Below are 14,722 nucleotides of genomic sequence, written 5' to 3' on the forward strand. Positions count from 1 at the left end.
GCCATCAAAACAGGCGAAGGTGTTCGAGCGGTAGTTCGTTCTCTTCGACCCAACGGTGATGGGCTTCCGCCCATTCGCGGTTTTCCTCGGCCCAACGACGGTCACGCTCTGCCTTGGCGGCGGTCCGAAGCGCCGCTTCGCAGACTTGGGAGAGGTTGAGCCCCGCCTCGCGCGCAGCCGCCACAATCCCCGTGTCGATCGAGACGTTCACCGCCTTGCGCTTGCCGGACGCGATGGGATCGTGCTTCATGCGGACAAATTATGCGCATGCCCCATGCGCGTCAATCATCGGAGGCCGCCATGGCCCTTGTCGAACTCGGCCGGTTCAACCGGCAGGAAGCCTTTATCGTCCAGGGTCGGCTGGAGGATGACGACATCCCCAGCTTCGTGTTCGATGCGGGCACCAGCATCGCCGACGGCAGCTATCTGCTGATCCCGGTGCGCGTGATGGTCGACGACGAGGACCTCGACGCCGCGCGCGCGATCGTGGACGCGGCGGGTGGCCCTACGCCGTAATCCCCTGGAGCAGCTTGGGCACATCGCCGCTCTCGCCGCGCGCCTCTCCCATGAACCAGGATTTGAGCGGCGGAATCTTGTCGACCGCCGACAGGCCGAAGCGCCGCGCAGCGTTGGGCAGCGCGCCGGGAATGCCGAACAGCCGGGTCAGCCCGTCGGTCGCCAGCGCCACCATGAAGGTGTCGAGCCCACGCCAGCGCTGGTAACGGGCGAGCAGCTCGGGATCGCCCATGTCGAGCCCCAGCCTTTTACCGTCGACCAGCACCTCGACCAGCGTCGCCACGTCGCGGAAGCCGACATTGACGCCCTGCCCCGCAATCGGATGGATGCCGTGCGCCGCATCGCCCACCAGCGCCAGCCGTTCGGCGGTGATCCAGGCGGCGTGGTGGAAGCCGAGCGGATAGGAGGAGCGTGAGGAGAGCGGCCCCAGCTTCCCCAGGAAGCCGCCCATCTTCTTCTCGGCCTCGGCCAGATAGGCGCGGTCCGAAATCTTGTGCATCGCTGCCGCATCGCGCGCATGCACCGTCCACACCACGGCCGAGCGATGGCCACGCTCGTCATCGAGCAGCGGCAGGATCGCGAACGGGCCCTGCGGGTAGAAGATTTCGTACGCGATGTTCTCGTGGCTACGCTCATGGTTGAGCGTCGCGATCATCGCGGCATGGTCATAGGTCCAGCGCGCGACCTTGAAGCCCGCCGAATCGCGGGTGGGCGAGTTGCGTCCCTCCGCCGCGATCAGCAGCTGCGCGCGCACCGTCGCACCCGAATCAAGCATCGCCACCACGCCGTGCGGCCCCCGCTCCACCGAGACGGCGCGGGTCTGCATCCGCACATCGGCCAATGGCGCGGCCTGCGCCGCCTCGAACAGCGCGGTGCGCAGCACGCGATTCTCGAACATGTGGCCGAGCGCGCCATCCTCGGCGTCCGGCGCGAAATCTAGCTTGCCCGGCGCCAGTCCGTCGGAGACGCGGATGCCCTCGATCGGGCACCCCTTCCCCGCCAGCCGCCCGGCGACGCCGATCGCCTCGAACATCCGCATCGGCGCGCTCGCGATCGCCGAAGCGCGGCCGTCGAAGGCCGCGGCAAGGATGGTTTCCGGGTTCGCCGGATCGATCACGATCGAGCTGATGCCATGCGCATCGAGCGCAACCGCCAGCGCGCTGCCGACCAGCCCGCCGCCTAGGATGAGAATGTCCGCCTGGTCCATGGCGACCGCCCTAGCAGGTTCGCGCGCGCCTGCCAGCCGTCAACAGGTGCAGGGCGGCGCGGCGTGTTCCCCTGCCTTGACGCCGGACTCCGTAGGCGCGATGATTCCACCACCTTTTTCCTTACAGATCCGGAGGCTGGACGATGGCGTCCCGCGCAGAGGCGCCGCACTGGCGCGACACGATGAAGGCGGGCGTCCGCCGCGGCGGCTTCGTCCTGGCAGGCACCGCACTGTTCGTGCTGACCGTCGCGCTCGTGCTCGGGCTGCTGAGCTATCATGCCTCCGATCCCGCGCTGAACACCGCCGCGGGGGGGCCGGTGCGCAACTGGCTGGGCCCGGTCGGCGCCTGGGCCGCGGACATTCTCTATACGTTGGTCGGGCTGCCGGTGCTGCTGCTCGCCCCTGTCGGCCTGCTCTCCGCGCACCGGATGATGATCGATCGGCCGATCGAGCGGCCGCGCCGGATGATCGGCAGCGCGGCTGTCGCCGCGGCGCTTGCCGCGATCGGGCTCGGGCTGCTTCATTTCGATTGGTCGCTGCCGCTCGACTGGCGGCTGCCCGCCGGCATGGGCGGACTGGTCGGGCTTTCCATTGCCGGCGGCGTCGACTGGCTGATCGGGCTGGCGGGAGACCCCGCCGTGTCCTTCTGGGTCGGGCGCGGTATCGGCCTGCTGCTGCTCCTCGGCGCGCTTTGGTTGTGGTGGATACGCCTCGAATTCACCTCGCCGACTCGCCTGTTCCGCATGCCGCGCTTCTCCCGCACCACCGGCGAGGAGCGGATCGCCGCCGCCCCCGAAGGCACGGGCTTCCGTGCGAAGCCGCAGACCGTCGCGGCGTTCGACGAAGATCCGGACGAGGACGACGATCTTCCCTTCGACCGCGATCCGCCCCGCGTCGCCGAGCCGCGCCGCGTCGTGGTACCGGATAATCGTCCCGGCCCGGTGATTGCCGATCGGACCGTCTCTACTGCTCCAGCCCGCGCCAAGCCGCCGGTGCAGGCCGCGCTCGACTTCAAGGACAGCTACCAGCTGCCCCCGCTCGACCTGCTGACCCCGCCCCCGGCCAACCGCACCTCGACGGTCGACAAGGCCGCGCTGGAGCGTAACGCCCGGCTGCTCGAAAGCGTGCTTGAGGACTTCCATGTGAAGGGCGAGATCGTCGAGGTCCGCCCCGGCCCGGTCGTCACCATGTACGAGCTGGAGCCGGCGAGCGGCATCAAGGCCAGTCGCGTGATCCAGCTGGCCGATGACATCGCCCGCAACATGAGTGCGATCTCCGCGCGCGTCGCCACCATCCCCGGCCGCACCGTGATGGGCATCGAGCTGCCCAACACGACCCGGGAAGGCGTAAGCCTGCACGAGCTGATCGGCAGCCAGCAGTTCGAGGAACAAGGCGCCACCCTGCCGGTGGTGCTGGGCAAGAACATCGCCGGCGAGCCGGTGATCGCCGACCTGGCGCCGATGCCGCATCTGCTCGTCGCGGGCACCACCGGCTCGGGCAAGTCGGTGGGGCTCAACTGCATGATCCTGTCGCTGCTCTACCGGCTCACGCCCGAGCAGTGCCGGCTGATCATGATCGATCCGAAGATGCTGGAACTCAGCATGTACAAGGACATCCCCCATTTGCTCGCCGACGTGGTGACCGATCCGCCCAAGGCGGTACGCGCGCTCAAATGGGCGGTCGAGCAGATGGAGGATCGCTACCGGATGATGGCCTCGGTCAACGTCCGCAGCCTGGCGAGCTACAACGACAAGGTGCGCACCGCCAAGGCCAAGGGCCAGACGCTCGGCCGCAAGGTGCAGGTCGGCTATGATCCCGAAACCGGCAAGCCGATCTATGAGGAAGAGACGCTCGACCTGCAGGTGCTGCCGCTGATCGTCGTCATCGTCGACGAGCTGGCCGACCTGATGATGACCGCGGGCAAGGAAGTCGAATTCCTGATTCAGCGCTTGGCCCAGAAGGCGCGCGCCGCGGGCATCCACCTGATCATGGCGACGCAGCGTCCCTCGGTCGACGTCATCACCGGCGTGATCAAGGCGAACCTGCCGACCCGGATCAGCTTCCACGTCACGTCTAAAATCGACTCGCGCACCATCCTGGGCGAACAGGGCGCCGAGCAGCTGCTGGGCAAGGGCGACATGCTCTACATGTCCGGCGGCAAGGGCATCACCCGCGTGCACGGGCCCTTCGTCAGCGACGAGGAGGTACAGGCGATCACCGATTTCTGGCGCGCGCAGGGCGCGCCGGACTATATCTCGGCGGTCACCGAGGAGCCTGAGGACGGCGGCTTCACGCTGGAAGGCGCCCCCGACGGCGAAGACAGCCCGGAGGAGCAGACCTATCGCCGCGCGGTGCAGCTGGTGGCGGAAAGCCAGAAGGCCTCCACCTCCTGGCTGCAGCGCCAGCTCCGCGTCGGTTACAACTCCGCCGCGCGCCTGATCGAGCGGATGGAACGCGAGAATCTCGTCTCCAAGCCCGACCATGTCGGCCGCCGCGAGGTGCTGATGGATACCGACGGGCGGCCGCTCTAAGGGGATCGAATCGGGCGGGTAACGGGTTCACAGCCCGTTCAAGCCCCGCCCGCTACCCGGGCGACCAGCAATTCGGAGACGTTTCTCGTGTTTTCCCGTTCCTTGGCTCTGTCGCTCCTCGCCGCGCCGTTGCTCGTCGCAGCCGCGCCTGCGCCCGAGCTGGATCAGGTCCAGCAGCATCTGAAGGCGGTCACCAGCATGACCGCCGACTTCACCCAGGAAGACCGCAACGGCCGCGTCGTCGCCGGCACGATGACATTGAAGCGCCCGGGCAAGATCCGCTTCCAGTATGAAAAGGGCATTCCCCAGCTGATCGTCGCCGATGGCAGCAGCCTCTATTTCATCGATTATCAGGTGCGGCAGGTGCAGCGCTGGCCGATCGGCAACTCGCCGCTGCGCGTCCTGCTCGATCCGAATCGCGACATCGGCGGCTATGCGAGCGTGAAGCCCACCGCCGACTCGCGCGTCGTCTCGGTGGAGGTGCACGACAACAAGCATCCCGAATATGGCCGCATCACCCTGGTCTTCCAGAAGGACGCCGCCGCGCCCGCGGGCCTGAAGCTGCAGGGTTGGGTCGCACTCGACGCGCAGAACAATCGCACGACGATTCGTCTGAACAACCAGCGTTTCAACGTACCTGTCGCCGATTCCAGCTTCCGCTGGACCGACCCCCGTCCCCAGGGACGTACCCATTAACGACAATTATGTGCAATCGTTCATCCAAGCGACAGGTTTGCTCCTCTAATAGGGCATGGCGGATGGGGTTTTTGCCCGGGATTTTTCCCCCTGTTGCCTGGGCCTGTTGCCTCATCCCCCTGCGTGACGAACGCTAGGTCGGCCCTCGCTCCATTGCCCCCGGAGCGGGGGCCTTTCCTTTTGGGGTATGGGGTGGCCGCGATGCTCTGGCGCTCGGCCCAAGAATCGCTACATCGGCGCGCGTGAAGATCGCCTCCTGGAACATCAACTCCGTCCGCTTTCGCATCGCCATCGTCGAGCAGTTTCTGCGCGAGGAAGCCCCCGACATCCTGTGTCTCCAGGAGACGAAGGTGATCGACGGCGACTTCCCCGAAGCACCGTTCCACGACCTGGGCTACACCCACGTCATCAAGCACGGCCAGCGGATGCACCACGGCGTCGCGATCGTCAGCCGCGTGCCGCTGGTCGAGGACGACCGGCTCGACTGGCAGGCGAATCAGGAGGCGCGGCACGTCGGCGTGCGGCTGCCGAACGGGGTACGACTCGAGAATGTCTATGTCCCCGCCGGCGGCGACGTGCCCGATCGCGCGGTGAATCCGAAGTTCGGGCAGAAGCTGGATTTCGTGCAGCGGATGACCGAATGGTCGGAGCAGCTCAACGTGCCGACCATCCTCACCGGCGATTTCAACATCGCCCCGCTCGAATCGGACGTGTGGAGCCACAAGCAACTGCTCGACGTGGTGAGCCACACGCCCGTAGAGGTGGAGGCGCTGGGCCGCTTGCAGGCGGCGCATGGCTGGATCGATCTCGGCCGCAAGTTCATCCCGGCTCCGGCACGCTACTATAGCTGGTGGAGCTATCGCGCCAAGGACTGGGCCGCCTCCGACCGCGGGCGTCGGCTCGACCATATGTGGGCCAGCCCCGAGGTTGCGGCAAAAGCTACGGCGCACAAGGTATGCGAGCCGTGCCGCTCCTGGCTCAAGCCCTCGGACCATGTGCCGATCGTGACGGAGTTCGACTTTTGAGCAACGCCCGCGCCGCCGCCGAAGCCGTCGATGCGCTGCGTCGCGGCTGGCCGATCGCCATTCGCGGGGCTGAGGGCAGCCTGCGGCTGCTCGCGATCGAGACTGGGGACGCTGAGCGGCTGGCGGCGTTCGACCCCGCCGGTGCCGCGCCGGTGTTGCTCTCGGCAGGCCGCGCAGCGACGCTCAAGCTCGCCAACCAGCGCGACGCGGCGACGCCGGATGCGCCAGTGCTGGTCGAGCGCGTCGACTGGCTCGATTTCGATGCTGCGACGGCGCTGGCCGACCCGCAGTTCGATCTCGCGACGCCGCTCAAGGGGCCCTTCCGCGCGATCCCGGTGGTGCAGCCCGATGCCGCGGCGGCGGCGCTGCGACTGGCGCGGATCGCGGGGCTGCTGCCGGCCTTCTTCGTGCTCGAAGGCGATGCCGAGGACGCCATCACCCTCGCCGATATCGACGCGCATGAAGATGCCGATCGCCTGCGCATCGTCGGCCGCGCGCGGCTGCCGGTGGAGGCCGCCGAGGATGCCGAGATCGTCGCCTTCCGCACCGACGAGATGCCCGGCGAGCATATCGCACTGCTGATCGGCCAGCCCAATGGCGAGGCGCCGTTGGTGCGGCTCCACAGCGAATGCCTGACCGGCGACATGCTCGGCAGCCTGAAATGCGATTGCGGGCCGCAGCTCAAGGCAGCGATCGCGGAGATTGCGAAGAGCGGCTGGGGCATCCTGCTCTATCTGCGCCAGGAAGGCCGCGGCATCGGCCTGATCAACAAGCTGCGCGCCTATGCGCTGCAGGACCAGGGTTTCGACACGGTCGACGCCAATACCCGGCTCGGTTTCGCGATCGACGCGCGCAACTTTCGGGTGGCGGCGCGGATGCTGTCCCTTCTCGGCCAGCCGCGCATCCGGCTGCTCACCAACAACCCGCAAAAGGTGGAGACGCTGCGTGCGGCCGGCGTCGACGTGCTGGAGCGCGTGCCCCATGTGCTGCCGGCCAACCCGCACAATGCGCGGTATTTGGCGACCAAGCGCGATCGGACCGGGCACGAGTTTTAGGCCTTAGCGTATCCTCCCCCGCCAGGGGGAGGTGGCGCCGAAGGCGACGAAGGGGGAGGAAGCACGACGGCTGCCGTTCTGGCATCCTCCCCCTCCGACCCGCTGGCGCGGGCCACCTCCCCCTGGCGGGGGAGGATACGCTCAGCTTCAGCGCCTCGTAGAAGGGGTTACGCGATCAGCCGGGCGACTTCGTCGAAATCCTGCGCGATAAGCTGCACGCCCAACGCCTTGAGCCGATCGCCATGGTCTGCCGCGCAGTGCGAGCCTGCGCAGAGCCCGATCACGGTCGCGCCCGAGGCAACCGCGCCCTTCACGCCCACCGGCGAGTCCTCGAGGATCACGCATTCCTCGATTGGCACGCCCAGCGCAGCAGCGGCGTGGAGGTAGAGGTCCGGTGCGGGCTTGCCGTTGGCGACATGCTCGCGGCCGCTGAACAGCTTGTCGCCGAACAGGTCGCGTACCCCCAAATGGCGAAGATGGGTGTCGAGCCAATGGGTGGGGCTCGACGAGGCGATCGCCTTGGGCAGGTCCGCGGGCAGGCTCTCCAGGAAGCGGAGCGCGCCCGCCACCGCCGGCAGCCCTTCCGACAGCGCACGCGCATCTTCCTCGGCGCGGGCCTCGTGGAAGCCCTCCGGCACGGGGCGGCCGATCCAGCGCTCGATCGCCGCCAGGAAATCATGCCCCGCCAGCCCCATGAAGTTCGCCATCGAATGTTCGGGCGTGGTCGGATGACCGATGCTGGTCAGATAGTCGGCGATCTGCTTATTGCCGGCGTATTCGCTTTCGAGCAGCACGCCGTCGAAGTCGAAGATAATGCCGGCGAACCGCACCGGGATCGTGGCAGGCAGGCGCGTTATCGCGTTCATGCGCGGTCTCCGAACAGCGCCGTGCCGACGCGGATATGGGTCGCGCCCAGCGTCACCGCGGTCTCATAATCGCTCGACATGCCCATGCTGAGGCCGCCCAGCCCATGGTCGCGCGCCAGCTTGGCGAGCAGCGCGAAATAGGGTGCGGCTTCCAGACCCGCAGGCGGCACGCACATCAGCCCCGCTACCGGAAAATTGGCCGCCTGTGCCTCGGCGAGCAACGCGGGCAGTTCGCTTACGGGGCAGCCGCCCTTTTGCGGCTCGTCCCCGATATTGACCTGGAGGAAACAGGCTGGCCGGCGATCGGCCTTGTCCATCGCCTTGGCGAGCGCGGTGACCAGCGAAGACCGGTCGACGCCGTGGATCGCATCGAACAGCGCCACGGCTTCCTCGGCCTTGTTCGACTGGAGCTGGCCGACCAAGTGGAGTTCGATGCCAGGCGTCGACTCGCGCAGTTGCGGCCACTTGCCCTGGGCTTCCTGGACGCGATTCTCGCCGAACACGCGCTGGCCGGCGTCGATCAGCGGTTGGATCGTCGCGGCGTCGTGCGTCTTCGAAACGGCGATCAGGGTAATGTCGGCAGGCTTGCGGCCGGCGATCTTGGCGGCGCGGGCGATCGCGGTCTGCACCGCGGCGAGCCGCTGGCTGGCATCGTCTTGAAGCATGGGGCGGGCTATAGGCATCGCGATGCCGACCCGCCACCCCCCAATCCCGCGCCTGTGGCTGATGACCGATCCGAGGCTGGGCGAAGGGCTATGGCCGGCGCTGGAACGGCTGCCGCGCGGCAGCGGGGTCATCTTCCGCCACTATCAGCTTCCCCCGTCCGAGCGGCGCGCGCTGTTCGCGCGGATCGCCAAAGTCGCGCGGCGGCGAGGACTGGTGCTGTTGCGCGCGGGCCCGGCGCCGATGCGCGGCGAAGCGGGCACCCATGGGCGGCGCGGACGCGGGCTTACCACCTGGCCGGTGCATTCGCGCCGCGAAGCGGTTGCCGCGATCCGCGCGGGTGCCGACGCACTGCTGGTCTCACCGGCCTTCCCCACCCGCTCGCACCCGGGCGCACCCGCGCTGGGTCCGCTGCGATTCGGCCTGATGGTGCGCGGCGTTGACGTGCCGATCATCGCGCTGGGCGGCATGGATCGGTTCAGGGCGAAGCGGCTCCGCTCGCTGAAGATTCACGGCTGGGCCGCGATCGATGCCTGGGCGCACGAATGCCAAAATGGAGCGATGGGGGGATGCCGGGCGCGGCTTCCTCGCTAGTTCGTGTGGCTTGCCTGCGCGCCGATGCGCGCCGCGCGCACATCCGAAGCGTGCCACATCGCGATCCGCGCCGGCTCAGAAGTGGAAAGCTGTTCCGATATAGATCGACTGGCTGTCGCGACGCGTGTCTTCGTTGAACTGCGTCAGGCGATCCCGCTCGCTCTTGTACCGCACGCCGGCGGTAACATCGAGACGACGCGATACGGCGTAGGAACCGCCGAGATCGAACGAATAGCTGGGCTTGTCGCCGATCAGCACCGGCGTACCCGCCAGCGGACGATCCTCGCTCGCCGCGATGCGGCCGCTCAGGCGCTTGCCCGAATAGCTGAGCGCGACTTCGGACCGGTCGCGGCTGCCCGGCTGGGTGTTCGCCATGTCGATATGAGTTACGTCGCCCGAAACGGCGAAGCGACGCCAGCCCACCGCGACGCCCAGATTATAGGCGATCGGCGCCAGGCTGACCGAGGCCGGCTTGGCCGTGGGCGTACGGCTGGCCGCTTCGACCGCGCGCGTCGAAGCGGCGCGAACGGCCATCGTCACGCCGCGTTCCGAACCGGTACGCGATTCGGCAGGCGTGAAGCGGAAGCCCGCACCGTTCATCCCGCTGCGCGCCAGTACGGCGGCAAGCTTCGGATCGGCGGCGGCGGGGGTAAAGCCACCAGCGCTCTGCAGCGCCAGCGGGGCGGGGCGAACGGCCGCTTTGGATGCGCGGTCTCGTTCCTGGGCCTGGAGCGCCGGCGAGACGACGAGCCCGGCGGCGCAGAGCGCCCCCAGCCCAAGTCCCGACATCCAACGTACCAAGCGCATTTGCATACCTCTCTAATGGGTGCCCCTACCATGGAATCAAAGCGACGTTCCACGGGCCCGGGCAATTTTCTCGGAGTGTTGCACCAGACCCACAGATTCGTAGCAGCAGAGACCAATTGCTGACCAGCGCGTCGGCCTTGCTCCCGCCACATCCCGCCCTATAGATGCAGGCACTCATTTCCCTTGCCCGGTAGGAAGTACGACGTCCATGAACCGCCTGTTGCGCTTTGCGATCCTGGGGTCGCTCGCTGTTTCCGCCGCCGCCTGCAGCCACCACAAGGGCCGCCCCGAAGCGGATCTCGCGGCTTCGAAGGTCACGACGATCGGCGTCAACGCCTATCTGTGGCGCGCCAGCCTAGACACGCTGAGCTTCATGCCGCTGCTCCAGACCGACTCGAACGGCGGCGTGATCGTCACCGACTGGTATGTGAATCCCAACGTCCCCACCGAGCGGATGAAGGTGACGGTGACCGTGCTCGACCAGGATCTGCGCGCCGATGCGCTGCGGGTCGCGGCGCTGCGCGAAGTCAACCGCAACGGCGCCTGGGTCTCTGCGCCCGTGCAGGCCGCCACCGTCCAGAAGCTCGAGGACATCATCCTGACCCGTGCACGCGATCTGCGCCGCGCGGCCGTCGCCAACTAACCGGAAATAAAACATGGCGTCTCGCTTCAATCCCTTGAAGGCGGACGCGGCGTGGCAGAAGGCGTGGGAGGAAAACCGCACCTTCGCCGCCCGCGACGATTCGCCCAAGCCGAAGTCCTACGTGCTCGAGATGTTCCCCTATCCCTCGGGGCGCATCCATATGGGCCATGTGCGCAACTACACGATGGGCGACGTGCTGGCGCGCTTCCGCCGGATGAAGGGCATGGAAGTGCTGCATCCGATGGGCTGGGACGCCTTCGGCATGCCCGCCGAAAATGCCGCGATGGAAAAGAAGGTCCATCCCGGCGCCTGGACCCGCCAGAACATCGCGACGATGAAGGCGCAGCTCAAGCGCTTGGGCTTCGCGCTCGACTGGACGCGCGAGATCGCCACCTGCGAGCCGGACTATTACGGCCAGGAACAGGCGCTGTTCCTCGACCTGTATGCAGCCGGCCTCGTCTACCGCAAGGAAAGCGCGGTAAACTGGGACCCCGTCGACATGACCGTGCTCGCCAACGAGCAGGTGATCGACGGGCGCGGCTGGCGCTCGGGCGCGCTGGTCGAGCGGCGCAAGCTCAACCAGTGGTTCCTCAAGATCACCGATTTCGCCGACGATCTGCTCGAAGGGCTGAAGGGCCTCGAGCATTGGCCGGATAAGGTGAAGCTGATGCAGGAAAACTGGATCGGCAAATCGGAAGGCCTGCAATTCACCTGGTCGTTGTCCAACGGCGAGGGGCTGACCGTCTACACCACGCGCCCGGACACGATCTTCGGCGCCAGCTTCGTCGCGATCGCGGCGGACCATCCGATCGCGCAGGCCCTCGCCGCAGGCAACCCCGAGGTGCAGGCGTTCATCGAGCGCTGCAAGCAGGGCGGCACCACCGCGGCCGAGCTGGAGACGCAGGAAAAGCTCGGCTGGGACACCGGGCTCACCGCGCAGCATCCGTTCGACGCCAGCTGGCAGGTGCCGGTGTACATCGCGAACTTCGTGCTGATGGACTATGGCACCGGCGCCGTGTTCGGCGTGCCGGGGCATGACCAGCGCGACTTCGAATTCGCGACCAAATACGACCTGCCGATCCGCCGCGTCGTCTCCGAAGGCGACAAGACCGACCCCAGGTTCGACGGCACCGAGGCCTATACGGGCCCCGGCACGCTGGTGAACTCGCACTTCCTCGACGGCCTCGACGTCGTCGATGCCAAGCGCGAAGTCATCCGCCGCGCCGAGGATGGCGGCTGGGGCACGGGCAGCACCGTGTGGCGCCTGCGCGACTGGGGCGTCAGCCGCCAGCGCTATTGGGGCACCCCGATCCCGATCATCCATTGCGAGGATTGCGGCCCCGTCGGCGTGCCCAAGGACCAGCTGCCGGTCTCGCTGCCCGAGGACGTGTCGTTCGACGTCCCCGGCAACCCGCTGGACCGCCACCCGACCTGGAAGCATGTCGACTGCCCCAGGTGCGGCAAGCCTGCGCGACGCGAGACCGACACGCTCGACACCTTCGTCGATTCGAGCTGGTATTTCCTGCGCTTCGCCAGCCAGCCTTCGGACAAGCCGTTCGACAAGGCGGTGGCCGAGCAGTGGCTGCCGGTTGGCCAGTATATCGGCGGGGTCGAGCATGCGATCCTTCACCTGCTCTATGCGCGCTTCTTTACCCGTGCGCTGCGCCATATCGGCCGCATCGACGTGGCCGAGCCCTTCGCGGGGCTGTTCACGCAAGGGATGGTCACGCACGCCAGCTATTATCAGCTCGAAGAGCATGAGGGGCTGGAGCGGAAGGTCTATTTCGAGCCGACCCAGGTCTCGTTCCGCGCCGATGGCTCCGCCTATCTGACCGACACCGGCGCCGAGGTCATCGTCGGCCGCGTCGAGAAGATGTCGAAGTCGAAGAAGAACACCGTCGACCCGACCGAGATCGTCGACCAGTATGGCGCCGACGCGACCCGCTGGTTCGTGCTGTCCGACAGCCCGCCCGAGCGCGACCTGGAATGGAGCGAGAGCGGCATCGAAGGCGCGTGGCGCTTCGTCAACCGGCTGTGGCGCCTGTTCGACGGGCTGGAGGCGGCTGCCAAGGACTCTGGGGGCGAGGACAAGGATCTCGACCGCAAGCTCCACCGCACCATCGCCGGCGTCGCCGAGGATATCGAGGCGCTCACCTTCAACAAGGCCGTCGCCAAGCTCTACGAGCTGACCGCGGCGATCGAGAAGGCAAAGCCCTCCGCCTCGCGCACCGCGGCGATCCGCGCGCTGGTCCGCGTCGTGGCGCCGATGGTGCCGCATATCGCCGAAGAGGCCTGGGCCGCGATGGGCGAGCCCGGCATGATCGCCGATGCCGCCTGGCCGGCGGTCGATCCGGCGCTGCTCGTCGACGACGAAGTAACGATCGCCGTGCAGGTCAACGGCAAGCTGCGTGACACGCTGGTGATGCCGAAGGGCGCGGCGAAGGACGTGGTCGAGGCCGCGGCACTTGCGTCGGACAAGATCGTTCGGCTGCTCGAAGGCAACGCGCCGCGCAAGATCATCGTGGTGCCCGATCGATTGGTGAACATCGTCGCATGAACAAGACCGTCGCCCTGCTCGCTCCCCTCGCCCTCGCGCTCTCCGCGTGCGGGCTGCATCCGATGTACCAGGGGGGCAGCGGCGGCGCGGTCGCGACGACGCTGTCGGCGGTCGAGGTCGCGCCGATCCAGGGCCAGTCCGGCTGGCTGGTCGCCAACGCGCTCAAGGACCGGCTGGCGAACAATGGCGGCGCGGCGGCCTATCGGCTCGAAGTGAAGCTCGACGACCAGATCATCGGCCTGGGCGTGCGGCGCGACGATTCGGTCTCGCGCGAGCGGCGGACGCTGCGCGCGCGGTACCAGCTGGTTGACCTGCGCAGCGGCCAGGTGGTGCTGGACGCCACCGCCGGGTCCGATGCAGGCATCGACGTGGTCGGTTCCGAATATGCCACGATCGCCGCCGAGAAGTCGGCGCTGGAACGGCTGTCCGGGATCGTCGCCGATCAGATCGTCGCGCGGCTTGCTCGGACGGTGCGCGAAGGCGGCGCACGGCCCAAGTGAAGGCCAATGCGGGCCAGATCCGCGCGGCGGTAGACGCGCCCAGGCCCGATACTCGCCTCTATCTGCTCCACGGCCCCGACGAAGCGGGCGCCGCCGATCTTGCCCAGCGGCTCGGCAAGGCGCTGGGACCGGACGTCGAGCGCATCGACATCGACATGAAGATGCTGCGCGATCAGCCCGGGTTACTCGCCGACGAGGCGGCGTCTCTCTCGCTGTTCGGGGGGCCACGCTACATCCGCGTTTCCAACATCGAGGAAGGCGCCGCCGAGGCGGTCGCCCTGCTGCTCGGTGCCGAGCGGGCGGGAAACCCGGTGGTGGCGATCGGCCCCAACCTCAAGACCACCGGCAAGCTGGTCAAGGCGGCGATCGCCGCGCCCACCGCGATGGCCTTCGCCTGCTATGTCCCCGAGGGCGCGGGCGCGGCCCAACTCGCGGGCACGATCGCCCGCGAACATGGCCTGCGCCTCACCGGCGACGTGCCGCAGCGGATGGCTGCGGCAGCCAATAGCGACCGCGCGATCCTCACCCGCGAGATCGAGAAGCTGGCGCTGTTCCTCGATGCCGATTCCGAACATCCGCGCGACGCCGACGGCGCGGCGCTGGATGCCATCGGCGCGGACCTCGGCGAAGGCGAGCTGTTCGGCGCGATCGAGGCCATTCTGGACGGGCGCGTGGCGGAAGTCGGCGAGGAGCTGGCCAAGCTCGGCGAAGGCGGCGGCTCGGCGATCCCACTGATGCGCCAGCTCGTCCGCCGGCTGATGACGTTGGCCGAACTCCGCGCCGAGATGGACCAGGGCGCCAGCGTCGACGACGCGATGGAGCGCCACCGCGTGTTCTTCAAGGAACGCCCGGCGACGGGACGTGCGCTGCGCCGCTGGTCCGCGCCGCAGATCGCCCGGGCGATCGAGCGAGTCCGGCAGGCCGAGCGGGCGATGATGAGCAGCGGCAGCGCAGGGGAGTTGCTGGCGGAGGTGGAATGCGTCGCGATCGCCCGGGCGGCGGCAAGGGCGAAGGGCTGACTACACGCGCTCCCTCCCGCAAGCAGGCGGGGAGCGCTTGCTC

At 67.9% G+C, this 14,722-nt stretch carries 15 protein-coding genes; 10 read left to right on the forward strand and 5 right to left on the reverse strand.

The features are described from left to right. Window positions 1–4 precede the first annotated feature (4 nt). Window positions 5–250, reverse strand: a complete 246-nt coding sequence (locus A7X12_RS05595) for a type II toxin-antitoxin system CcdA family antitoxin (protein ID WP_064310627.1) — start codon at window positions 248–250, stop codon at window positions 5–7. 50 nt (window positions 251–300) lie between these two features. On the opposite strand from A7X12_RS05595, the gene A7X12_RS05600 reads away from it, so the two are divergent. Beyond that, window positions 301–516: a putative signal transducing protein gene (locus A7X12_RS05600; RefSeq protein WP_064310628.1), complete on the forward strand. Its 216-nt coding sequence runs from the start codon at window positions 301–303 to the stop codon at window positions 514–516. Here A7X12_RS05600 and A7X12_RS05605 read toward each other — a convergent pair. Next, the gene (locus tag A7X12_RS05605; RefSeq protein WP_064310629.1) at window positions 506–1,723 is read right to left on the reverse strand and encodes a UbiH/UbiF/VisC/COQ6 family ubiquinone biosynthesis hydroxylase; all 1,218 of its coding nucleotides are present in this window, start codon (window positions 1,721–1,723) and stop codon (window positions 506–508) included. The genes A7X12_RS05600 and A7X12_RS05605 overlap by 11 nt on opposite strands. A gap of 143 nt (window positions 1,724–1,866) precedes the next feature. On the opposite strand from A7X12_RS05605, the gene A7X12_RS05610 reads away from it, so the two are divergent. The 4 genes from A7X12_RS05610 to ribA all read left to right on the forward strand — a co-directional run bounded on the left by A7X12_RS05610 (window position 1,867) and on the right by ribA (window position 7,030). Further along, window positions 1,867–4,254 (forward strand): DNA translocase FtsK, encoded by a 2,388-nt coding sequence (locus A7X12_RS05610; protein ID WP_064310630.1) that lies wholly within the window; start codon window positions 1,867–1,869, stop codon window positions 4,252–4,254. A gap of 87 nt (window positions 4,255–4,341) precedes the next feature. Beyond that, window positions 4,342–4,950, forward strand: a complete 609-nt coding sequence (locus A7X12_RS05615; protein WP_064310631.1) for a LolA family protein — start codon at window positions 4,342–4,344, stop codon at window positions 4,948–4,950. A 242-nt stretch (window positions 4,951–5,192) separates the two neighbouring features. Further along, window positions 5,193–5,975, forward strand: coding sequence for an exodeoxyribonuclease III (locus A7X12_RS05620; protein ID WP_064310632.1), 783 nt, complete (start codon window positions 5,193–5,195; stop codon window positions 5,973–5,975). Next, complete coding sequence (gene ribA / locus A7X12_RS05625) at window positions 5,972–7,030, forward strand: GTP cyclohydrolase II (protein ID WP_064310633.1); 1,059 nt, start codon at window positions 5,972–5,974, stop codon at window positions 7,028–7,030. Before A7X12_RS05620 ends, ribA begins: the two co-directional genes overlap by 4 nt. A 167-nt stretch (window positions 7,031–7,197) precedes the next feature. Here the strand turns inward: ribA and A7X12_RS05630 are convergent, their stop codons facing one another. Continuing rightward, window positions 7,198–7,896, reverse strand: a complete 699-nt coding sequence (locus A7X12_RS05630) for an HAD family hydrolase (RefSeq protein ID WP_084445098.1) — start codon at window positions 7,894–7,896, stop codon at window positions 7,198–7,200. Then, window positions 7,893–8,561: a YggS family pyridoxal phosphate-dependent enzyme gene (locus A7X12_RS05635; RefSeq protein WP_064310634.1), complete on the reverse strand. Its 669-nt coding sequence runs from the start codon at window positions 8,559–8,561 to the stop codon at window positions 7,893–7,895. Before A7X12_RS05635 ends, A7X12_RS05630 begins: the two co-directional genes overlap by 4 nt. A gap of 22 nt (window positions 8,562–8,583) precedes the next feature. On the opposite strand from A7X12_RS05635, the gene A7X12_RS05640 reads away from it, so the two are divergent. Continuing rightward, window positions 8,584–9,153 carry a thiamine phosphate synthase gene (locus tag A7X12_RS05640; protein WP_064310635.1) on the forward strand — a complete coding sequence of 190 codons (570 nt, stop codon included), beginning with the start codon at window positions 8,584–8,586 and terminating at the stop codon, window positions 9,151–9,153. A gap of 75 nt (window positions 9,154–9,228) precedes the next feature. Here A7X12_RS05640 and A7X12_RS05645 read toward each other — a convergent pair whose 3' ends face one another. Further along, window positions 9,229–9,960, reverse strand: a complete 732-nt coding sequence (locus A7X12_RS05645; RefSeq protein ID WP_332308515.1) for a hypothetical protein — start codon at window positions 9,958–9,960, stop codon at window positions 9,229–9,231. Between the two features lie 208 nt (window positions 9,961–10,168). On the opposite strand from A7X12_RS05645, the gene A7X12_RS05650 reads away from it, so the two are divergent. The 4 genes from A7X12_RS05650 to holA are packed head-to-tail and all read left to right on the forward strand — an operon-like array spanning window position 10,169 to window position 14,679. Next, entirely contained in the window at window positions 10,169–10,603 is a 435-nt protein-coding gene (locus tag A7X12_RS05650) for a DUF3576 domain-containing protein (RefSeq protein WP_064310637.1), read from the forward strand. Window positions 10,604–10,616: 13 nt separating this feature from the next. After that, on the forward strand, window positions 10,617–13,160 hold the full coding sequence (leuS, locus tag A7X12_RS05655) for a leucine--tRNA ligase (protein ID WP_064310638.1): 2,544 nt from the start codon (window positions 10,617–10,619) through the stop codon (window positions 13,158–13,160). Further along, the gene (lptE, locus tag A7X12_RS05660) at window positions 13,157–13,660 is read left to right on the forward strand and encodes an LPS assembly lipoprotein LptE (RefSeq protein WP_064310639.1); all 504 of its coding nucleotides are present in this window, start codon (window positions 13,157–13,159) and stop codon (window positions 13,658–13,660) included. The genes leuS and lptE overlap by 4 nt, the downstream gene beginning before the upstream one ends. Then, window positions 13,657–14,679, forward strand: coding sequence for a DNA polymerase III subunit delta (gene holA / locus A7X12_RS05665; RefSeq protein ID WP_064310640.1), 1,023 nt, complete (start codon window positions 13,657–13,659; stop codon window positions 14,677–14,679). The genes lptE and holA overlap by 4 nt, the downstream gene beginning before the upstream one ends. Window positions 14,680–14,722 lie beyond the last annotated feature (43 nt).

The sequence above is a fragment of the Sphingomonas sp. TDK1 genome (assembly GCF_001650735.1).
GTDB lineage: Bacteria > Pseudomonadota > Alphaproteobacteria > Sphingomonadales > Sphingomonadaceae > Sphingomonas.